This is a genomic window from Uliginosibacterium sangjuense, assembly GCF_059132465.1.
This window is the reverse complement of sequence record NZ_CP101132.1, coordinates 2,295,383-2,315,713: the sequence shown is the minus strand read 5'-3', so window position 1 is coordinate 2,315,713 and position 20,331 is coordinate 2,295,383. Positions and strand designations below refer to the sequence as shown.

Genomic DNA, 20,331 nt, shown 5'->3' with positions numbered 1-20,331 from the left:
CTATGCGGCTGTATCGTTGCCGTGTTGGGCAATTCCACCTAGACAAATCCGTCTAGGTGCGCGCAGAGTACCTAGACAAATCTGTCTAGGTCAAGGGGTACGACATGGATTTTTTGACCTACATCGAAAAAGCGATCAGCAAAACAGGCTCGAAAGCCGCTCTGTCACGTGAAATTGGGGTAGATCACCCAGGACTAAACGGAGCGATCAAAGGCTCCAGGCCGCTACCCGCAGAGGCGCTCAGGAAGCTGGCGATACTGCTAGATGACGGCACGACACCGGGCCAAATCTGGGAGGCACAACAGGCTGCAAGGGCCGCTACCGAGGAGGAGCGGCAGCTATGGCTTCCGTTTCTTGTGAAGCAGGCAGGAGGCTATGCGAAGGCTGCCAGCGTTATGCTTGCGGCATATATTGCGCTGGCATTTGGCACTTTGTTTTTGCCAAGGGAGGCAAAAGCCGCTGATACGTCAATGACTTACAGCAGCAGCGCCCAGGTAATAAAGATTATCGACACTACGATTTCGATAACCTTCAGTAATGCATGGGCGCCGCTGTGGAGCGCCCAGCCGCCGCAGGCGGCCAGCGCGAAACAAGCGGCCAGCAGGAGGACAGAGGCGCTACCCCTCATGCTGGCCAAGGCTTTTCCCCAGGCGCTGCGCGTGGCCTCGTCCGAGGCCCGCGCTAACTCCAGTTCTGCGATGACTTCCAGTGGGTTCAGGCCGGCCGCTTCGGCCAGCCTGCGGGCAAAGTCGTTGCTAATCCCGTTCTTTCCGACCCTGTCTTTTTCGTAGTTCTTCAGCGAGTCCTCGCTGATTCCAGTGATCTTCGCCAACGCATACGCGGTGCTGACGCATTGGCGGTCTTTGGCCTTCTGAACCAGTTCGCTCGGTTTCATTTGATGTATCTCAGTTGCATACCCGAAAGCTTTCGGGTAGGTTGCGCATACCCGAATGCCATCGGGTATTTGTCACCGTAACGATAAAGGGCGTTCCAATGATCAAGATCGAAGTCAAAACCGGCGTAGCCACAGCGCGCAACGTCAATGTGGGGTATGACCGGGATGAAGTAAAAAACTATACTTTTGTTCTGTAAGTACTTGTTTTTAAGTGCATGCACGCCCGTGATCTTGACCCATCGCAAACCCGCCCTCTTGTCCGGGTTTTGGCCCCCAAAATGGCTCCCTATGCTGGCCAACAGCTGTAGTCCACACAGGCGCTTCGTCTGTGACGACTCGGCTCACGCCACATACTTAGGAGGAGCAAATGCCCAGATTCATCCTGAACCAAAAGCAGCAGCCGAATGGGGATAATGAAGTCCACAATAAAACGACCGGCTGCAATTACATGCCGGCTTTGGAAAACCAGATCGATCTCGGAGAGCATCCGAGCTGTGTGGGCGCCGTGGCGCTCGCCAAGGCCAAATACGGAAATGCTCGAATCAACGGCTGCAAGTACTGCTGCCCGGCCTGTCACACCACCTGAAACACGACACCAAGGAGCGATCACCGGCGATCGTTGTCGCCGGTGATCCTGAGTCGCTGATTGGTCTAGCGAACGGAGCAGCGCTTCAGCGTAGCGACTTCCTGCGTTGAGGCAGCCGTGCGGCCGATGCTGCGGTGCCGCGGTGCCGACGGGCTTCCGCCAACGCGCCTTTCAATCGCCCTACCTCCGCTTCAGCCCGTTCCGCAGTGCCTTCGGCAAGGGTTTGGCGCGTCAGCGCGTCGTCGCGTTGTTGCTCGGTTTGCGCGAGCCTCCCCTGTAGGTGGCCGACTTGCCGCTGAGCCTCGATCCGATCCTGGTTCATTTGCGTCACCTGGCCCTGCAACCTGTCCACCTGATCCAGCCGCTCTTTAGCGAGTCCCTGGGCTTGCTTGAGCTCCTGACGCAAGCGATCCACCTCCGTCAGCCAATGCTGTTCGCGGGCCTGGGCCCGAGACTCCAGCTCGCGTCGCTCCTCATCGAATGCTGAACGTGTGGTGTCAAGTTGCTGCCGGGCCCCGTTGAGCGCGGTATCGAGATCGAGGACGCGCGCTTCGAGCCTGGAGGCTTCTTCCCGGCATTGCACCTCGCGGTGACGTAGATGGGGTACAGCCGGGATGAAGCAAAAATTAGGACATTGGCTACGTAATTGTTTGTTTTGCTGAAAGTTTTTTCGTAACCGTCACCTTTCAGCCATCTGCGCAAGTTATCCTTATCCCTCCTTCAGGGCCAGAGGGACACTGCATGGTATCGATAGAACGGACAGCCTATCCTCGCTTCAGCAAGCCTCCGGCGGGCAAAGAGCTGCAGCGCAACTTCACGCCGACTGAAGAAGAGCGAGCGTGGGCCGAACGTACGGCGCGCACGCCAATTCAGCGACTTGGCCTCTTGGTGCTGCTGAAAACCTTTCAGTACCTGCACTACTTCCCCTCTCTGGAAGATGTCCCGCCCGAAGTCATCAATCACGTGCGCGAATCATTGGGTTACGCCAAGCGGATCGTTATTGACTATTCAACAGAGCGCACCCTGTACCGGCACATGGCGGCTGTTCGGAGCTATCTGCGCGTCAAGGCGTTCTATGGCACTGACGCCAGCGAAATTGCGGACAAGCTGGCGCACGAATCGGCAGAGCTGCTAGACCAGCGCATCGACATCATCAATGCTCTCGTCGATGAACTGGTACATCAGCAGATGGAGCTCCCGGCCTTTTCTGCACTGGACACCCTGGCTGAGCGTGCACACGCGGAGGTGCAGGAACGGATATTCAACACAGTGTTGAGCAGGATTCCTCCAAAGACTCTGGAAGGATTCAAAGCGCTACTTCTCACCGACAAGCTGGAACATCGCCAGAGCGAGTACAACACGCTCAAGAAATCGGCGAAGCGCCCTACCCGCAAACACCTTGAAATGTTGGTCGCGCATCTGGAATGGCTCGAATCAGTTTCCGGTGTCGACTCGCTTTTCGACGGGGTCGTGGATACGAAAATTCGCCATTTCGCGGCGCAGGCCATGGCCTACGACGTGTCCGAGCTGCGTGAATGTACTGAGGCCAAACGCTACACCCTCATGGTCGCCTTGATTCAGCGCATGCAGGTTCGGGCTCGCGATCAACTGGCGGAAATGTTCCTTCGCCGAGTTGCGACTATTCACAAACGTGCCAAGGAAGAACTTGAACAGATCCAGTTCAGCCAGCGCAGCCAGATCGAAAAACTGATCGGAACGCTCGATGGCGTTCTTTCAATTCTCGCCATTGAGCCAGACAACGCCGTGGCCGGAGGGCAGATCCGTGACTACCTGGTCCCGGCAGGCGGGATTGAGAAGGTGCGCGAGACCTGTGCGCAAGTACAAGCCACAAGTGGCAACAACTACCTGCCGCTGGTGTGGAAGCACTTCAAAAGTCATCGTTCCATCCTGTTCAGGCTTGTTCATCTGCTCGACATTCGTCCGACATCTCAAGATCGCTCACTGATTGATGCCTTGGACCTGATAAAGACCTATCAGGACAAACATCGCATCGAATGGATTGAGGATGGCATTGACCTGTCCTTTGTTTCGGATCGGTGGCGTAAGCTCTTGCGCGAAGGCAACGAAGAAGGTTTTGGGTTGGGCGTAAGCCGCCGTAGCCTTGAAATTTGTGTTTTTTCCTATCTGGCTGAGGAACTGCGCTCAGGCGACCTGAGTGTTGCCGGCTCCGAGGAATTTGCCGATTACCGCGACCAATTGCTGTCGTGGGATGAGTGTCAGAAGATATTGCCCGCCTACTGCGACAAGATTGGGCTTCCGCAGAATGCAGCCAATTTTGCGAGCAGCTTGCGTGATTGGTTGAGTGATACCGCCCAGCATCTGGATGACAAATTCCCCGAGTGCCGTGGCGATGTGGCACTCAATGGCGACGGCGAGCCCGTCTTGCGCAAACCTGTTGCACGCGAGATTCCGGCGTCCGTCGTATCACTGCAAAATGCTTTAACGCAGCATATGCCGTCGCGACACATTCTGGATGTGCTGGCCAACATCGAGCACTGGATGGGATTCACGCGGCACTTTGGGCCGCTGTCGGGCAATATGGCCAAGCTTAATCAGCCAGCAGAGCGCTATCTGCTGACCATTTTTGCGATGGGCTGCAATCTTGGTCCAACGCAAGCCGCCCGCCATCTTGGCAACAGCGGTGTAACACCGCACATGCTCTCTTTTGTAAATCGGCGCCATCTGTCGCTGGAAAGCCTGGAGGCTGCTCAGCGCGAGCTGAATGAGGTGTATCTGCGGCTTGATCTACCCAAGGCGTGGGGCGATGGAAAGACCGTGGCTGCAGATGGCACGCAATACGATTTCTACGACGAAAACCTTCTGGCGGGCTATCACTTCCGCTACCGAAAGATGGGCGCCGTGGCCTACCGACATGTGGCCAATAACTACATCGCAGTGTTCCGCCACTTCATTCCACCAGGTGTGTGGGAGGCCATTTATGTGATCGAAGGCTTGCTCAAGGCGGGCCTGTCGGTTGAAGCGGATACTGTGCATGCCGATACGCAGGGTCAGTCTGCAACGGTTTTTGCCTTCACGCATCTGCTTGGCATCAAGCTGATGCCGCGCATCCGTAACTGGAAAAACCTCACCCTCTACAGGCCAGACAAGACCGTGAAGTACCAGCACATCAATCGGCTGTTCGGAGACAGCGCAGACTGGGGGCTGATCGAGCGTCATTGGCAGGATTTGATGCAGGTGGCGCTATCCATCTACACGGGCAAGATTTCATCGGCGACGCTGCTGCGCAAGCTCGGCTCCTACAGTCGAAAAAACCGACTTTACTTTGCCGCCCAGGAACTTGGTAATGTCATCCGCACCGGCTTCTTGCTCGAATGGATTGGCAGTCGAGAGCTGCGTCAGGAAATTACTGCCAACACCAACAAGATCGAGTCTTACAACGGTTTTGCCAAGTGGCTCTCGTTCGGAGGCGATGTCATCGCCGTCAATGAACCGGATGAACAGCAGAAACGTTTGCGTTACAACGATCTGGTGGCGTCTGCCCTGATCCTGCAGAACACGGTCGATATGATGCGCACGCTCGGCGGCCTGCAAAAAGAGGGATGGAAAATTACCGAAGAGGATGTGAGTTTTCTGAGTCCCTATCAGGTTTCCCACGTGAAACGTTTTGGTGAATACAGCCTGAAACTCAAACGCAAACCAGAACCGTGGATTGAGGATGCTACGTTCCAGCAGGCCGCCGCGTCAGTACAAGAAATGCGACGACCGACACGGAAGGCATGAGCATGGAGATCCCGGCCCCTGATTTTGCTATCACGCCTTATGGTGATGCCGATGCTGCGGCGCTCACGCGTCTGCGGCAGGATTTCGATACGGCGTTGTTGCTGGAACTCGTCGAACGACTGACCCCTGTTGCACAGCGCTTCAAGGCGCTTGGCGGTCTCAGGGATGACATGCTCCGCTTGCATCGTATGGCTCACACCGTGATCAATGGCGCCAATTTGAGCGAGCCGGCTTCTGAAGATTTGTGGGAAGTTGCTGCGGAACTCATTGACGAGCTGCGGCAAACGGCCGAGACCTGTCTGGAGATCGCTTCAGCGCTGCAACCGTTGGCCGACCTGCAGCCGAATCAGGGCTGAGATTGCCCTGACAAAGCCCGCTCGATACGCTGTTGTGCAAATGAGTCTGCTGTGTCGATGTAGCGCATGGCTGACTTCATGTCCCTCCAGCCAACATACTCCATCAGGCTTCTCACATCCCAGCCGTTGTCGTTGGCCCAGTTTGCGAAACCTCGGCGTAAGGAATGGCTGCTGAAGTCTCCTGAGGACAATAATCCAGTCTGCTCCAGGATGCTGCGTAGCAGCGGCGTAATACTGTTGGTGTGCAGGCCTTGGGTACTGATGTGGCCCCAGCGATTCACCCCACGAAAAACCGGCCCATCCTCAATGTCCGCCATGTCTGTCCAGGCGGTGTATGCCGCAACGGGACATAATCGGGATAAGGCGGGCACTTTGAAGTGCTGTCCAACCAACTGGCGATCTGTCTTAGTACGTGGCAAAAAACAGATCATGCCCTGCCCAGGAACGAGTTCGACATTTTGTGCTTTCAGACTGATCAGCTCATCGCTGCGGAATCCCCGCCAGAAACCCAGCAGCAACAAAGCCTTGTTTCGCGTGAAACGTAGTCGTTCCGCTGGATCGCACGTAAGCATGGCCGTATCCAGCCAGGCTACGGCGTGGGTCAATTGGTCAATCTGCAGCGGCACTGCCTGCTGCGGCTTTACAGGATGCAGTGCCGAAATCCCCTTCAAGGTCTTGCGCACCAACGGAGTTTTGGTCGGATCAGCAAACCCCTGATCCTGATGCCAGTGTGACAAGGCTGCCAGACGGTGACGTAACGTGGCAATAGACAGCTGTTCGGCATGCTGGGCCAAATAGCGGGCAACACCATCGGCGCTCGCGGGTAAAAAGCCACCCCATTCGAGTTCAAAATGACGGAGTGCAGAAGCGTAGCTGCGGCGCGTGTTGCTACGCGTGGAGGCCTGCACATACACGTCAACGTCGCTCATGGCTCCCCTTGTTCAAACAGGAATTTGTATAGTCGCAGCATGGATCAATGGCGTCATTTTTGCACGCAAACCAGACGTATTCCGTTCATTCCGCTGCAACGAGAGTCAGGCCCGCAGCAGCCGGAGCCCATTCGCCACCACCAGCAAACTCGCTCCCACATCGGCAAACACCGCCATCCACATCGTGCCGGTGCCCGCCAGGGTGAGGACGAGAAACACCGCCTTGATACCCAGCGCCAGCGCGATGTTCTGCACCAGCAAGTTGTGGGTGTGGCGCGACAGGCGCACGAAGCGTGGCAGCTTGCGCAGGTCGTCGTCCATCAGCGCTACGTCAGCGGTTTCGATGGCGGTTCCAGTCCCTGCGGCGCCCATTGCGAAGCCAATGTCGGCACGCGCCAGTGCGGGGGCGTCGTTGATGCCGTCGCCGACCATGCCGACCGCTGTTCCTTTGGAGAGTCGCGCTTCGATCAGCCGGAGTTTGTCTTCCGGCAGCAGGTCGCCCCGCGCTTCGTCGATACCGACTTGCTGGGCGATGGCGCGAGCTGTGTGGGCGTTGTCGCCGGTCAGCATCAGGGTCTTGATGCCCAGCGTGTGAAGTTCCGTGATGGCCTGACGGCTGCTGTCCTTCACGGTATCGGCAACGGCGAAGAGACCATGCACGCGCTGTTCGTCTGCCAGCAGGATGACGGTTTTGCCTTGCTCTTCCAAAGCACTCAGGCGGGCTTCCAGCGCATCGGAGCACAAGCCGCGTTCATGGATCAGCCGATGATTGCCCAGGCAATACAGCTTGCCTGCGACCAGGCCTTGCGTGCCGCGCCCCGGCAGAGCTTCGAAAGCCTCGACTTCCTTGAGCGGGATATCGTCGCGCTCGGCCGCTGCGCTGAGCGCGCGGGAGACGGGGTGATCAGAACGTGCGGCGAGGCTCGCGGCCAGGGTGCGCGCCGTGGCCGCATCAAGCTCACTCAGCGTGGCAAAGTCGGTCTGCACGGGTTTGCCATGCGTGAGGGTGCCGGTCTTGTCGAGCGCCAGCCAGGCGAGCTTGCGGCCTTCTTCGAGATAGACGCCGCCCTTGACGAGGATGCCGTGGCGCGCCGCAGCGGCCAGCCCGCTGACGATGGTGACGGGGGTCGAGATCACCAGGGCGCAGGGACAGGCAATCACCAGCAGCACGAGGGCCTTGTAAATCCATGCGAACCAGTCACCGCCGAACAGCAACGGGGGCAAAAGCGCGACGCCCAGCGCGATGGCAAACACGATGGGGGTGTAGACGCGGGCGAACTGGTCGACGAAGCGCTGGGTTGGCGCACGCGCGCCCTGCGCGGCCTCGATGGCGTGGATGATGCGTGCCAGCGTGCTGTCGCTCGCCGCAGCGGTGACGCGGTATTCGAAGGAGCCGGATTCGTTGATGGTGCCTGCGAAGACCGGGTCGCCTTCGGCTTTCTCCACCGGCAGGCTCTCACCGGTAATGGGCGCCTGATTGATCGCGGAACGTCCGCTGATGATGCGACCGTCGAGTGCAATGCGTTCGCCAGGACGCACACGAATGAGGGCATCAAGCGACACCGAGCGGGCGGGCTGCGCCAGCCAGCTGCCATCCGCCTGTTGAACGATGGCCTGCTCCGGCGTCAGCTTCAGGAGGCCCTGAATGGCGTTGCGTGCCCTGTCCAGCGATCTGGCCTCGATCAGCTCGGCAATCGTGAACAACACCATCACCATCGCGGCCTCTGGCCACTGGCCGATCAGCAAGGCGCCGGTCACTGCAATGCTCATCAGTGCGTTGATGTTGAGATTGCCGTTACGAATGGCAATCCAGCCCTTCTTGTAGGTTGTGATGCCGCAGGCCAGCACCGCAACGATGGCCAGCAGGGCTGCGGCCCATACCGGCAAGCCGGCCCAGTGCGCGGCTTCCGAACCCACCGCAGCCACGCCCGCCAACAACAGCGGCCACCACGGACGAGCGGGTTCTGCCGGCGAGGCGGCAGAACCTGGGCCATTGGCCAGCTCCGGCGTGAAGCCCAGCGAGCGAATGGCCGCCAGAATATCGTCCAGCACGGCCGGGGCATGCGTGACCGTCAGCACCCGCTGCATCAGGTTGAACTCCATGCCTGCCACACCGGCCATGCCGCCCAGCTTCTGGCGCAGCAAGCCCTCTTCGGTGGGGCAGTCCATCTGCATGATGCGAATGGGCGTCCGGGTGCCGTCCGCGTGAGTCACGGGTTCGGCCAAGGGGCTTGAAGACGCAGCCGGACTGCTGCCACAGCAGCTGCTTGAACACGCACCGACGATAGGCAGTTTGGCGGGAGCGCCGCAGGCGTCACTGGCGTCCTCGTTGCCGTGCGGATGCTGATGGCTATCGTGTTGAAGGTGCGCAGACATGCTGTACTCCTGAGCTCGTAGGGTCGTATAGGCGTATTACACAAGCTGAAGCTACTATAGAGTCAACCCCTTTCTGGAGCAGCGAATGAAAATCGGCGAACTGGCGCAGGTGGCGCAATGCACGGTCGAGACTGTGCGCTACTACGAGCGTGAAGGCTTACTGCCCGCACCTGCTCGAACGGCAGGCAACTTCCGGATGTATGGCCCTGCGCACGTCGAGCGGCTGCGCTTCATCCGCAATTGCCGCGCGCTGGACATGAGCCACGATGAAATCCGCCACCTGCTGGCGCTGGCTGACCAGCCCGCCGAGGGTTGCGGTGCGGTCAATGCCGTGTTCGATGAACACATCGCCCATGTGGATGAGCGCATCCGCGAGCTGGCACAGCTCAAGGAGCAACTCAGTGCCTTGCGCCAGCGCTGTGCAGGGGAACAGGCCGTTGATGCTTGCGGCATCCTGCAGGGGCTGGCCGATATGGAAGCCGAAGCCCGGCATACGCGGCACACGCACCTGGGCTGAGTGGCGTGGAGGGTTGAATGGGCCTCTTGACCATGGAGCGTGCTCCACGCTTTAGCTTGTGGGCTCCTCACCCCACACAGGATCTGCCCATGACCTCCCCAACCCCTGACAAGCAAACCCGACGCATCCTATGGACGACGGGTGCGCTCTGCATCGCCTGCTGTGCCTTGCCTTTCATTGGCGCGGCAGTCGGTTCGGCAATGCTGGCCGGACTGGCCATCTACGCAGAGCAGGCCGCATTGGCAGTGCTGGCTCTGGGCGCGGCCTGGCTTGTGTCTCGTCGGCTGACGCGCAACGCTGCACCGGCTTGCGACATTGACTGTGCACGGCGCCCCGGCAAGCCGACAGAATGAAGGGGGTCAGGCGCAACAGCTCCCGCCTTTAAGCGCACGCGTACTGAGTTCAAGGCAATCTGGCAGGCCCGCCGTGCTACCGCAAGCACTATGGCAGGCCTGCCGGGTTTGCCGCAGCAAGCCTCTGTAGGCAATCAGCTCTGCTATTTTTGCGTCGATGCGCGACACCTTTGAATCCAGCTGCGCAGGCAGCCCCTCGCAGACGCTGCGCTCGCCGTCGCTGACAAGTAAGCCACGGACTTCCCGCAGGGTGAAGCCACAGCGTTTCAGCAGCAGGATGTGTTGAAGACGCGTCAGTGCGGCAGGCGGATATTGCTTGTAGTGACTTGTCGGTGCGCGTAGTGCATCGGCCTGCAGCAAGCCGAGCTTTTCGTAATAGCGAATCGTGTCATGCGACAATTTCGAGCGTTTGGAGAGTTCGCCGATCAGCATTGCTTTCCCCGCAACAGGTGGTGGATCCAGTGTAGTGCAAAGCAAAGGGGCAGAACATGCAGGACAAGAGCCACTGGGAGAAGGTCTACACGAGCAAGGCCGTCGATGGCGTGAGCTGGTTCCAGCCGCACGCCGACATGTCGATGCAGATGATCCGCCGCTGCGGCATCGCGCCTGACGCCGCCATCATTGACGTAGGGGGTGGCGCATCCACGCTGGTGGATGATCTGCTGGATGCTGCTTACACGAATGTCACTGCGCTCGATCTGTCAGGCGCCGCGCTGGCCGAAAGTCGCCGACGCCTTGGCCCGCGTGCCGATGCCGTGCGCTGGATCGAAGCAGACATCACGCGTGCCGAGCTTCCGCCGCGCAGCATTGATCTGTGGCACGACCGCGCAGTCTTCCATTTTCTGACGACAGGTGCAGAGCGTGCTGCCTACGTACGACAGGTGCTGCGTGCCCTCAAGCCCGGCGGGCACGTGATCATGGCGACCTTCGGAGCCAAGGGGCCAAGTCAGTGCAGCGGTTTGCCGGTGATGCGCTATGCACCCGACGCCTTGCATGCAGAGTTTGGTCAGGCCTTCGATCTGCTGGCGCACGAGGAGCACATGCATCGCACACCGTTCGGGACGGATCAGCAGTTCATCTACTGCCTGTGCCGCAAGCTGCACGCATGAATACCTTGCAGACCATCGGGCTGTATGCGCTGACCGCCTGTGCCGAAATCCTCGGCTGCTACTTGCCCTACCTGTGGTTGAAGAAAGACGCCTCGATCTGGTGGCTGCTGCCTGCCGCTGCCAGCCTGGCGCTGTTCGCGTGGCTGCTGACCCTGCACCCTCACCCAGCCGGGCGGGTGTATGCGGCGTATGGCGGTGTGTACGTCGCGGTGTCCCTGCTATGGCTGTGGCGAGTCGACGGTGTCGTGCCGGATCGCTGGGATGTAGCGGGCTGTGCGCTAGTGCTGATCGGTGCGGGGCTGATTTATTTCGCACCACGCGCGAGTTGATGCGCATCAAGCCTTTCTGTTAGGCTCCGCCCCCGATGAAGCGCTTTCTGCTGATCCTCTTTGTGATGTTGTTGCCGCTGCAGTCCGTCTGGGCAGCGGTTGATATCTATTGCCAGTCTGGGGTGACAAGCAATGGCGCGCACTGCACTGACGATTGCCTGCTGAAGCAAGCGTCGGACTCATCCAGTCACGATGGCAAAAACACCGTCTCTCACGACGGTGATTGCTCCCCCTGCCATTCTGGCCACTCCTTGGCATTGTCTGGTTTTTCTGTGCAGGACTTCGCGACAACCGGGTTGTCGCCCATAGCGTTCACACGCGTCCCCAACCTCCTTTCTCCTGCCACACGGCCTGAACGGCCCAAGTGGTTCGCGCTCGCCTGAAGCGGGCGCACGGTTCCTTCTCGTAGCGTCCATTGAAAAGTCGGCTTCCAGCCTGGTGCTGGTGGGCCTGCACTCATCTATGCGCTCGCTGCGCGCAAGAGGTGGAAATGAACCGTAGAGAGAATTTGTCGCAGGCCTTGGTCGCTGCGATACGCAAAGCATGTGCTGCGCAGGATGCAGCCATGCCGCACAGGACATGGCCGTGGTTTGCTTTGGCAGGCCTGGTGCTGCTTATCGACCAGTTCAGCAAGACCCTGGTTGCATCCAGTCTGATGCTGGGCGAGCGCATTGCGCTGACAGACTTCTTCAACCTTGTGCATGTGCTCAACCCCGGTGCCGCGTTCAGCTTTCTTGCCGATGCAGGAGGATGGCAACGCTACGCGTTTTCGGTGCTGGGCATTGCGGTGAGTGCCTGGATGGCGCGCGAAATCCGGCAAGGAAAAGCGAGCCGCACGGAGTGTTTTGCCTACGCGATGATCATCGGTGGTGCGCTGGGCAATGTGGCAGATCGCGTCTTGCGCGGCGCGGTAACGGACTTTCTCGATTTCCACTGGCAAAGCATGCACTGGCCCGCGTTCAACTTGGCCGACATTGCGATCAACATCGGCGTGCTGGCGATGCTGCTGGGTGTCTGGCGCCAAGGTCGGTCTGGACAAGCGTGTGACGGAGCGCTTGTATGAACGGACGATTGTCCTTGTTTGTCGCCAGCCTTTGTCTGCTGGCGAGCCTGCCGCTCAGTGCAGCACGCGACGTACTGGAGGAGCGTAAACGAATCCCCGAACGAGTCTCGCCGGTGCGTCAGTTGGCCATTGCGGCGGATAGCGAGCAAAACTATGTACGCGCGATGTTGCGCAATCATGCGCGGCTACTTGAACTGATCGAGCATGGCCTCGGCCTGCCGCTCTCTGCAGACGTCAAGCGCGCCATGGAAGTGCTGGCCTCCAGCGCGATTGCTGAGCGCGCCTTTCTGAATCAGCTGGAGAACTCATGAGCACTATCGGTGAGGTGAGTCACACCTCTGAATCCTGTCACTGGAAGCTGCTGTTCGCTGCCTGGCTGATTGCCTGTGTGGCAACCCTGGGCGCCCTGTTCTTCAGCGAAGTGATGCAGCGCACACCCTGCGTGCTGTGCTGGTATCAACGCATTTTCATGTTCCCGCTGGTTTTTGTCCTGGGGGTCGGCCTGCTGCCATTTGATCCACGCAGCGTGCGCTATGCCTTGCCACTCGCCGTCACCGGCTGGGGTTTCGCGCTCTATCACTGCCTGCTCTACATGGGTTTCATTCCCAAGAGTCTGCAGCCCTGCACCCAAGGCCTGTCGTGTGCTGACGTGAAGCTGGAACTGTTCAGTTTCGTCACCATTCCTCTGTTGTCCCTTCTCGCTTTCACTCTCATCATTGCGCTGCTGTGGGCAGTGCGGAAAGGCCTCAAACCATGAAACGCTCTCTCATCGTCATGGGCGCAGCTGCGAGCCTGATCGCCGCATTTGTCGCCGGCGCCTATTTCTACACGGCCCGGCAAAACGCTGAAGTCAGCACGGCGGCGCAGTCAGTCGCTTCGCCTTTCAAGCGCGCCGGTTCTCCTTCGATCGGCAATCCTGCCGCCAAGGTTGAGATTACCGAATTTTTCGACCCGGCCTGCGAAGCCTGTCGGGCCTTCTATCCACATGTGAAGAGCCTGCTCGGCGAACACGCTGGCAAGGTGCGTCTGACTCTGCGCTATGCGGCCTTTCACGAGGGTTCTGACTACGTGGTCAAGATCCTTGAGGCTGCACGTCTGCAAGGCCATGAGGTCTACCTGAAAACGCTGGAAGCGACACTCGACGCGCAGCCGCTGTGGGCGGAGCATGGACGCCCGCAGCCGCAGAAAGTGTGGGAGGCCCTCGGTGCCAGCGGCCTGGATATCGAACGCGCCAGGCGTGACATGGAGCTCCCGGAAATTGCCGCGCGGCTACAGCAGGACACGGCAGATATCGTGGCGCTCAAAGTGCGTCAGACGCCCACTTTCTTCATCAATGGCAAACCGCTGCGCAACTTCGGTCGGGATGGTTTGAGCTTTCAGCTACGCGAGGAAATTGCTGCCGCTTATCCGTAATGCACGCAGCGGATCGGTAACAGTTCTCAGGGCCTGTCAGCTGCAGGAAAAACCCTGCCTGAAGCGTTGTTGATGGTTTGATGCCGTTTCGCTATCGTCGCTCCGCAATGTAGAAATTCTTCTTGAATTTGCTTCTCCACTTCATGAAACGCTTGGTCTTGATTCTCATCATGCTGATGCTGCCGCTGCAGACCGTCTGGGCTGCGGCCAGTGCCTATTGCAAGCATGAAGCGGATGCGGCTACGGGGCATTTCGGGCATCACAGCCACCAGCATGGTGGCGCCAAAGTGGATAGCGAACCGGATCAGGATTCACCTTCCAGCAAGGCCATGGACAATGACTGCGGGCTTTGCCATCTCGGGCATTGTTCGTTTCTGAACACGCAAATCAAGCTGGGCCTGGTCGATGTCAGCGCGTCGCCCGTTCTCTCTACCCAGCGTCTGGGTCTCTCCGACATCGTGACGCGGCCCGAACGGCCCAACTGGCCCTCGTTCGCCTGATCTGGCGAGCCTCTCCCTCCACCAGTACCTCGTAGTCGCCTGACTTGTACGCGCTTTGCGCGTGCGGCCAGCGTTCGCTTCAATCCTATTCAGCAGGAGTTTTCATGCGCCTATTTCAGCGCAGTATTGCCATGTGCCTCGTCGGCAGCTTGGCGGCAGTCGTGCGACCGGATGGGGCTTTGGCCCAGTCCGCCGCACCTGCCACCCCACAGGCTTCAATCTCGCAGCCTGTCATTGCCCCCCTCACGCTCTCGCAGGCCGTCGAGCGTGCGCTGGCGAACCACCCCGGCTTGCGTGCTGCCGAACGCGAAATCGAGGCGGCCGAGGGCGCCATCGAACAAGGTAGTGCGCGGCCTAATCCGTCCTTGTCCTACGAGATGGAGGACACGCGCAAGGAAACACGCACCAACACAGTCATGCTGAGCCAACCGCTGGAGTTGGGCGGCAAACGCGCCGCACGCATCAGCGCGGCGGAGCGTGGACGTGATGTCGCCCAGGCGCAACTGGCGGCCAAGCATGCCGAAGTGCGCACTCAGACGCGTGACGCCTGGCGTGAAGTGCTGGCCGCACAAGAGGGACTGCGTCTTGCGGAAGAGGCCACGAAACTCTCCCAGCGGGCCACCCAGGCGGCTGCTCGGCGTGTACAGGCGGGCAGCGCTTCGCCACTGGAAGAGACGCGGGCGCGGCTCGAAGAGCTGAATGCACGTCTGGCCCAGGCGCAAGCCGAGGCTACGCTGGCCAGTGCCCGCAATCGTCTGGCGGCACAGTGGGGGCAGCCACAGGCGGACTTCGTGCGCATCGAAGGTCGGCTTGATGACTTGCCGGGTGTCCCCACGGTTGAGGCACTGCTGGGTCGGCTGGACGAGACCCCGGCAATGCGCGTCGCCACCCACGAATCGGCGCGCAGCCAAGCCCTGGCGGAGCTGGAGCGCAGCCGCCGCTACCCGGATTTAACGCTCGGTGTGGGCATCAAGCGCGACAACGAGTTGGGCCGCAATCAGACCCTGCTGGGTCTCAGCATGCCGCTGCCTTTGTTCGACAGCAATCGCGGCAATGTGCGCGAAGCGCTGGCACGCAGTGCTCAGGCACAGGACGCATTGCAGGCCACACGCAACAGCCTCGCAAGCGAACTGCTGCAGGCGCGCAGCCGCCTTAGCGCCAGCCGTCTGGAGGCCGATGGGCTGGCACGCGAAGTCGTGCCTGCTGCGCAGAACGCGCTGGAGGCCACGACGCGTGGCTATGAGCTGGGCAAGTTCGGCTTCATCGACTTGCTCGATGCGCAGCGCAGCCTCTTCCAGATGAAGGCGCAGCAACTGCGCGCCTGGCTCGACACCCACAAGGCTGCCAGCGAGATTGCGCGCCTGCTCGGCGATGCCACCGACAGCCCCACCCCTACACCGACAAGCGCGCGTTGAGCGCAGCACAGGAATCCCCGACATGAAACTCAATCTGAATACCCGCAGCCTCGGCAAGCGCCAATGGCTGATGATCCTGGCGCTGATTGCCATTGCCGTGATCGGCACGGTGCTGATCCTTGCGACCCCAGCCAAGAAAGCTGGCGATGGTCATGGCCATGCTGAAGAAGGTGGTCACGGCGAAGAAGGCCATGGCGAGCATGCCGAAGCGCCCAAGGGGCCGCATGGTGGCGAGCTGATGAGCGAGGGAGATTTCGCGCTGGAAGTGGCCCTGGTCGAAGAAGGCGGCGAAGCGCGCCTGCGCGTGTGGTTCTTCGAGAAAGACAAGCCCTTGCCCGCGACGGCCGCCAAGCTGACGCTCAACCTAGAAAGGCCCGATGGCGAAAAAGAGGCCATCACCTTTGCATCTGACAAGGACGGCCTGCGCAGCGTGCAGACGATTGCCGAGCCGCACGCCTTTGAAGCGACCATTGAGGCACAGACGCCCAAGGAGCCCTACCTCTTTACCTTCAGCAAGGCCGAGGGGCGGTTTGCACTGAGCGAAGCGCAGATCAAGTCTGCCGGCGTGAGCATCGATACCGCAGTTCCTGCCAGCATCAGCAACACCCTGCAACTGCCGGGCGAAATCCGCTTCAACCAGGACCGCACCGCGCATGTGGTGCCACGTGTGCAGGGTGTGGTCGAAAGCGTGCATGCCGATCTGGGCCAGCGCGTCAGCAAGGGCCAGCTGCTGGCCGTGATCGCCAGTACTGCGGTGTCGGAGCTGCGCAGCGAGCAGCTTGCCACGCAGAAGCGCCTGAACCTCGCCAAGGCGAGCTTTGAGCGCGAGAAGAAGTTGTGGGAAGAAAAAATCACGCCGCAGCAGGACTACCTGCAGGCCGAACAGGCATTGCGCGAAGCCGAAATCGCCGCCGCCAATGCGCAGCAGAAGCTGGCCGCACTGGGCGCGGGTGTTCTCGCCAGCAATAATCTGAGCCGCTTTGAACTGCGTGCGCCCTTCGACGGCACGGTGGTGGAGAAGCACGTCACCTTGGGCGAATCGGTCAAGGAAGACGCTCAGCTGTTCACGCTGTCTGACCTGTCGCGCGTGTGGGCCGAGATCAGCATTCCGGCCAAGGACATGAACCTCGTGCGCGTGAGTGACAAGGTGAAGATCAGCGCCACGGCCTTCGACTCGCAAGCCACCGGCACGGTGTCCTATGTTGGCGCCCTGATCGGTGAGCAGACGCGCACCGCAACGGCGCGAGTCACCCTGCCCAACCCGCAGGGGGCATGGCGACCGGGCCTGTTCGTCAATGTCGAACTGACCGCCAGCGAGACGCCAGTGCCGGTCAGCATCGCGGCGGATGCCGTACAGAACCTTAACGAACGGCCCACCGTATTCCTGCGTACCGAAGACGGCTTTCTTGCGCAGCCGGTGCAGCTTGGCCGCAGCGACGGCAAGCGGGTCGAGGTCATCAAGGGACTCAAGGCCGGTGCGCGCTATGCGGCTTCGGGCAGTTTCGTACTCAAGGCAGAGCTGGGTAAATCCAGTGCTGCGCATGAGCACTGATCGGGGGATGAGAAATGTTTGAACGTCTCATCCGCTTCGCCATCGAGCAACGATGGTTTGTCATCCTCGCCGTCATCGGCATGGCCGCGTTGGGCGTCTACAACTACCAGCGCCTGCCCATCGATGCGGTGCCTGATATCACCAACGTCCAGGTACAGATCAATACCGAGGCTGCGGGTTACTCGCCGCTGGAAGCCGAACAGCGCGTGACCTTTCCCATTGAAACAGTGATGGCCGGACTGCCGAATCTGGAGCAGACGCGTTCGCTGTCGCGCTACGGCCTGTCGCAGGTAACGGTGATCTTCAAGGACGGCACCGACATCTATTTCGCGCGACAACTGGTCAATGAGCGCATCCAGGAAGCGCGCGAGAAATTGCCAACCGGCCTCACGCCGACCATGGGGCCGATCTCGACCGGCCTGGGTGAAATCTACATGTGGACGGTGGAGACCAAAGACGGCGCGCTCAAGCCCAATGGCCAGCCTTACACGCCTACCGATCTGCGCGAGATCCAGGACTGGATCATCAAACCGCAGCTGCGCAACGTGCCCGGCGTCACCGAGATCAACACCATCGGCGGGCATGCCAAGGAGTTCCAGGTCGCGCCCAATCCGCAGCGTCTGGCCTCCTACGGCCTGACTTTGCAGGACATTGTCACGGCGCTGGAGAACAACAACGCCAACGTCGGTGCCGGCTATATCGAGAAGCGCGGCGAGCAGTACCTGATCCGCGCGCCCGGCCAACTGGGCGGGCTGGAAGATTTGCGCAACGTGGTGCTGGGCAGTGCCGATGGCGTGCCGGTGCGGGTGCGCGATGTGGCGGAGGTGGACTTCGGGCGTGAGCTGCGCACGGGTGCGGCCACCGAGAACGGCCGTGAGGTGGTGCTGGGCACGGTGTTCATGCTGCTGGGCGAAAACAGCCGCACGGTGTCACGTGCCGTCGATGCCAAGATGACCGACATCAATCGCAACCTGCCTGCAGGCGTGGAGGCCATCACGGTGTACGACCGCACGGTGCTGGTCGACAAGGCCATCGAGACGGTGAAGAAGAACCTGCTCGAAGGTGCCGTGCTGGTCATCGTCATCCTCTTCCTGTTCCTCGGCAACATCCGCGCCGCGCTCATCACCGCGCTGGTGATTCCGCTATCGATGCTGTTCACCTTCAGCGGCATGGTGTCGCAGAAAGTCAGCGCCAACCTCATGAGTCTGGGCGCGCTGGACTTCGGCATTATCATCGACGGGGCGGTGGTGATCGTCGAGAACTGCGTGCGCCGTCTCTCTCACGCGCAAGCACACCACGGCAGGCCGCTGACGCTCAGCGAGCGCTTTCACGAGGTGTTTGCCGCCTCGAAAGAAGCGCGTCGGCCACTGCTCTTCGGCCAGCTCATCATCATGATCGTGTACCTGCCGATCTTTGCGCTCACCGGCGTGGAAGGAAAGATGTTCCACCCGATGGCCTTCACGGTCGTCATCGCGCTGCTCGGCGCCATGATCCTGTCGGTGACCTTCATCCCCGCCGCCGTGGCGCTGTTCATCGGCAACAAGGTGGCAGAGAAGGAGAACGGCCTGATGCTTGCCGCCAAGCGGGCTTACGCGCCGGTGCTGCAACGGGTCATGGCCAACAAGCCTGTTGTGCTAGTGGCAGCCTTCGTAATGGTTCTGCTGTCAGGTTTGCTCACATTGCGCATGGGCAGCGAGTTCATCCCCAGTCTCAATGAGGGGGATATTGCCCTGCACGCCATGCGCATACCCGGCACCAGCCTGTCGCAGTCGGTGGCCATGCAAGCTGACGTGGAGCGCACCATCAAGAGCTTCCCCGAGGTCGAGCGGGTGTTCGCCAAGATCGGCACCGCCGAGGTCGCCACCGACCCGATGCCACCCAACGTGGCGGACAATTTCGTGATGCTTAAACCGCAGTCCGAGTGGCCTGACCCTTCGCGCAGCAAGGAGGATCTGGTCGAAGCCATGCAGGCCGCACTGGCCAAGGTACCCGGCAACAACTACGAGTTCACGCAGCCCATCCAGATGCGCTTCAACGAGCTGATCTCGGGCGTGCGCAGTGACGTGGCGGTGAAAGTCTTTGGCGACGACATGGCGGTGCTCAACAGCACGGCGGAGCGTATCGCTGGCGTGCTGGGCAGCGTCTCCGGTGCGCAGGACGTGAAGGTGGAGCAGACCACCGGCCTGCCAATGCTGACCGTGAACATCGACCGCGAGAAAACGGCGCGTTACGGCCTCAACGTGGCCGATGTGCAGCAGGTCGTCGCCACCGCGATTGGCGGACAGGAGGCCGGCACCATCTTCGAGGGTGACCGCCGCTTCGATGTACTGGTACGCTTGCCCGAGGCCTTGCGCAGCGATCTGGAGGCGTTCAAGCGCTTGCCGGTGGCTCTGCCCAAGGGTGAAGGCAGCAGCCTGCGTTTCATCCCGCTGAGCGAGGTCGCCACACTCGAATTGGCGCCCGGCCCCAACCAGGTCAGTCGTGAAGACGGCAAGCGTCGCATCGTCGTCAGTGCCAACGTGCGCGGTCGCGATCTGGGCTCGTTTGTCAGCGAGGCCGAGCAGGCATTGAATGCACAGGTGAAGATCCCCGCCGGCTACTGGACTACCTGGGGCGGTCAGTTCGAGAACCTGCAGTCGGCAAGCAAGCGCCTGCAGATCGTTGTGCCGGTGTCGCTGCTGCTGGTGTTCACCCTGCTGTTCGCCATGTTCGGCAATTTCAAGGACGGCCTGATCGTCTTCACCGGCATTCCGTTCGCGCTCACCGGCGGCATCGTCGCGCTGTGGGCACGTGGCATCCCGCTGTCGATCTCGGCTGCCGTGGGCTTCATCGCCCTGTGCGGCGTGGCCGTGCTCAATGGCCTGGTGATGCTGGCCTTCATCCGCAACCTGCGCGAGGAAGGCAAGTCGCTCGACGAAGCCATTTTCGAAGGCGCCTTGACGCGACTGCGGCCGGTGCTGATGACCGCACTCGTTGCCTCGCTTGGCTTCGTACCCATGGCCATTGCCCTGGGTACCGGTGCCGAAGTGCAGCGCCCGCTGGCGACTGTCGTCATCGGCGGCATCCTGTCTTCGACCCTGCTCACCCTGCTGGTTTTGCCCGTGCTGTACCGGCTGGCGCATGGGCGCGATGAGGAATCGGCCGACATGCCCACCCCTGAACACCGCTGATGCGGC

At 60.5% G+C, this 20,331-nt stretch carries 21 protein-coding genes; 16 read left to right on the top strand and 5 right to left on the bottom strand.

Features of this window, described 5'->3' with window-relative positions:
• Window positions 1–475: 475 nt before the first annotated feature.
• A complete protein-coding gene (locus tag NMB43_RS10755; protein WP_494348161.1) occupies window positions 476–895 on the bottom strand; it encodes a hypothetical protein in 420 nt (139 codons plus the stop codon).
• Window positions 896–1,262: 367 nt separating this feature from the next.
• On the opposite strand from NMB43_RS10755, the gene NMB43_RS10750 reads away from it, so the two are divergent.
• The gene (locus NMB43_RS10750; protein ID WP_494348160.1) at window positions 1,263–1,481 is read left to right on the top strand and encodes a hypothetical protein; all 219 of its coding nucleotides are present in this window, start codon (window positions 1,263–1,265) and stop codon (window positions 1,479–1,481) included.
• A gap of 85 nt (window positions 1,482–1,566) precedes the next feature.
• Here the strand turns inward: NMB43_RS10750 and NMB43_RS10745 are convergent, their stop codons facing one another.
• The gene (locus NMB43_RS10745; protein ID WP_494348159.1) at window positions 1,567–2,064 is read right to left on the bottom strand and encodes a hypothetical protein; all 498 of its coding nucleotides are present in this window, start codon (window positions 2,062–2,064) and stop codon (window positions 1,567–1,569) included.
• A 158-nt stretch (window positions 2,065–2,222) separates the two neighbouring features.
• On the opposite strand from NMB43_RS10745, the gene NMB43_RS10740 reads away from it, so the two are divergent.
• The gene (locus NMB43_RS10740; RefSeq protein ID WP_494348158.1) at window positions 2,223–5,243 is read left to right on the top strand and encodes a Tn3 family transposase; all 3,021 of its coding nucleotides are present in this window, start codon (window positions 2,223–2,225) and stop codon (window positions 5,241–5,243) included.
• Window positions 5,240–5,599, top strand: coding sequence for a Tn3 family transposase post-transcriptional regulator TnpC (gene tnpC, locus NMB43_RS10735; protein WP_494348157.1), 360 nt, complete (start codon window positions 5,240–5,242; stop codon window positions 5,597–5,599). The genes NMB43_RS10740 and tnpC overlap by 4 nt, the downstream gene beginning before the upstream one ends.
• On the opposite strand, the gene NMB43_RS10730 is transcribed toward tnpC, so the two are convergent.
• Together NMB43_RS10730 and NMB43_RS10725 are read right to left on the bottom strand one after the other, a co-directional pair.
• Window positions 5,590–6,528: a site-specific integrase gene (locus tag NMB43_RS10730; protein WP_494348156.1), complete on the bottom strand. Its 939-nt coding sequence runs from the start codon at window positions 6,526–6,528 to the stop codon at window positions 5,590–5,592. The two genes, tnpC and NMB43_RS10730, sit on opposite strands and share 10 nt — an antisense overlap.
• Before the next feature lie 105 nt (window positions 6,529–6,633).
• Complete coding sequence (locus NMB43_RS10725) at window positions 6,634–8,697, bottom strand: heavy metal translocating P-type ATPase (protein WP_494348155.1); 2,064 nt, start codon at window positions 8,695–8,697, stop codon at window positions 6,634–6,636.
• A gap of 292 nt (window positions 8,698–8,989) precedes the next feature.
• Here NMB43_RS10725 and cadR point away from each other — a divergent pair, with 292 nt between their 5' ends.
• Both cadR and NMB43_RS10715 read left to right on the top strand, forming a co-directional pair.
• Window positions 8,990–9,421, top strand: coding sequence for a Cd(II)/Pb(II)-responsive transcriptional regulator (gene cadR, locus NMB43_RS10720; RefSeq protein WP_494348154.1), 432 nt, complete (start codon window positions 8,990–8,992; stop codon window positions 9,419–9,421).
• Window positions 9,422–9,510: 89 nt separating this feature from the next.
• Window positions 9,511–9,774: a hypothetical protein gene (locus NMB43_RS10715; protein WP_494348153.1), complete on the top strand. Its 264-nt coding sequence runs from the start codon at window positions 9,511–9,513 to the stop codon at window positions 9,772–9,774.
• 6 nt (window positions 9,775–9,780) lie between these two features.
• Here the strand turns inward: NMB43_RS10715 and NMB43_RS10710 are convergent, their stop codons facing one another.
• The gene (locus NMB43_RS10710; RefSeq protein ID WP_494348152.1) at window positions 9,781–10,206 is read right to left on the bottom strand and encodes a MerR family transcriptional regulator; all 426 of its coding nucleotides are present in this window, start codon (window positions 10,204–10,206) and stop codon (window positions 9,781–9,783) included.
• A 56-nt stretch (window positions 10,207–10,262) separates the two neighbouring features.
• On the opposite strand from NMB43_RS10710, the gene NMB43_RS10705 reads away from it, so the two are divergent.
• From NMB43_RS10705 to NMB43_RS10655, 11 genes are all read left to right on the top strand, one after another.
• On the top strand, window positions 10,263–10,883 hold the full coding sequence (locus NMB43_RS10705; protein WP_494348151.1) for a class I SAM-dependent methyltransferase: 621 nt from the start codon (window positions 10,263–10,265) through the stop codon (window positions 10,881–10,883).
• Window positions 10,880–11,212 (top strand): YnfA family protein, encoded by a 333-nt coding sequence (locus NMB43_RS10700; RefSeq protein WP_494348150.1) that lies wholly within the window; start codon window positions 10,880–10,882, stop codon window positions 11,210–11,212. Before NMB43_RS10705 ends, NMB43_RS10700 begins: the two co-directional genes overlap by 4 nt.
• Before the next feature lie 35 nt (window positions 11,213–11,247).
• Complete coding sequence (locus NMB43_RS10695) at window positions 11,248–11,595, top strand: hypothetical protein (RefSeq protein WP_494348149.1); 348 nt, start codon at window positions 11,248–11,250, stop codon at window positions 11,593–11,595.
• 107 nt (window positions 11,596–11,702) lie between these two features.
• Window positions 11,703–12,275: a signal peptidase II gene (gene lspA, locus NMB43_RS10690; protein ID WP_494348148.1), complete on the top strand. Its 573-nt coding sequence runs from the start codon at window positions 11,703–11,705 to the stop codon at window positions 12,273–12,275.
• Window positions 12,272–12,586 carry a hypothetical protein gene (locus NMB43_RS10685; protein WP_494348147.1) on the top strand — a complete coding sequence of 105 codons (315 nt, stop codon included), beginning with the start codon at window positions 12,272–12,274 and terminating at the stop codon, window positions 12,584–12,586. Before lspA ends, NMB43_RS10685 begins: the two co-directional genes overlap by 4 nt.
• Window positions 12,583–13,032 (top strand): disulfide bond formation protein B, encoded by a 450-nt coding sequence (locus NMB43_RS10680; protein ID WP_494348146.1) that lies wholly within the window; start codon window positions 12,583–12,585, stop codon window positions 13,030–13,032. The genes NMB43_RS10685 and NMB43_RS10680 overlap by 4 nt, the downstream gene beginning before the upstream one ends.
• Complete coding sequence (locus tag NMB43_RS10675) at window positions 13,029–13,688, top strand: DsbA family protein (RefSeq protein WP_494348145.1); 660 nt, start codon at window positions 13,029–13,031, stop codon at window positions 13,686–13,688. Before NMB43_RS10680 ends, NMB43_RS10675 begins: the two co-directional genes overlap by 4 nt.
• A 143-nt stretch (window positions 13,689–13,831) precedes the next feature.
• On the top strand, window positions 13,832–14,188 hold the full coding sequence (gene czcI, locus NMB43_RS10670) for a cation efflux protein, CzcI family (RefSeq protein ID WP_494348144.1): 357 nt from the start codon (window positions 13,832–13,834) through the stop codon (window positions 14,186–14,188).
• A gap of 104 nt (window positions 14,189–14,292) precedes the next feature.
• Window positions 14,293–15,603, top strand: a complete 1,311-nt coding sequence (locus tag NMB43_RS10665) for a TolC family protein (RefSeq protein WP_494348143.1) — start codon at window positions 14,293–14,295, stop codon at window positions 15,601–15,603.
• Window positions 15,604–15,625: 22 nt separating this feature from the next.
• Window positions 15,626–17,155 carry an efflux RND transporter periplasmic adaptor subunit gene (locus NMB43_RS10660; protein WP_494348142.1) on the top strand — a complete coding sequence of 510 codons (1,530 nt, stop codon included), beginning with the start codon at window positions 15,626–15,628 and terminating at the stop codon, window positions 17,153–17,155.
• 14 nt (window positions 17,156–17,169) lie between these two features.
• Window positions 17,170–20,325, top strand: a complete 3,156-nt coding sequence (locus NMB43_RS10655) for an efflux RND transporter permease subunit (protein WP_494348141.1) — start codon at window positions 17,170–17,172, stop codon at window positions 20,323–20,325.
• Window positions 20,326–20,331 lie beyond the last annotated feature (6 nt).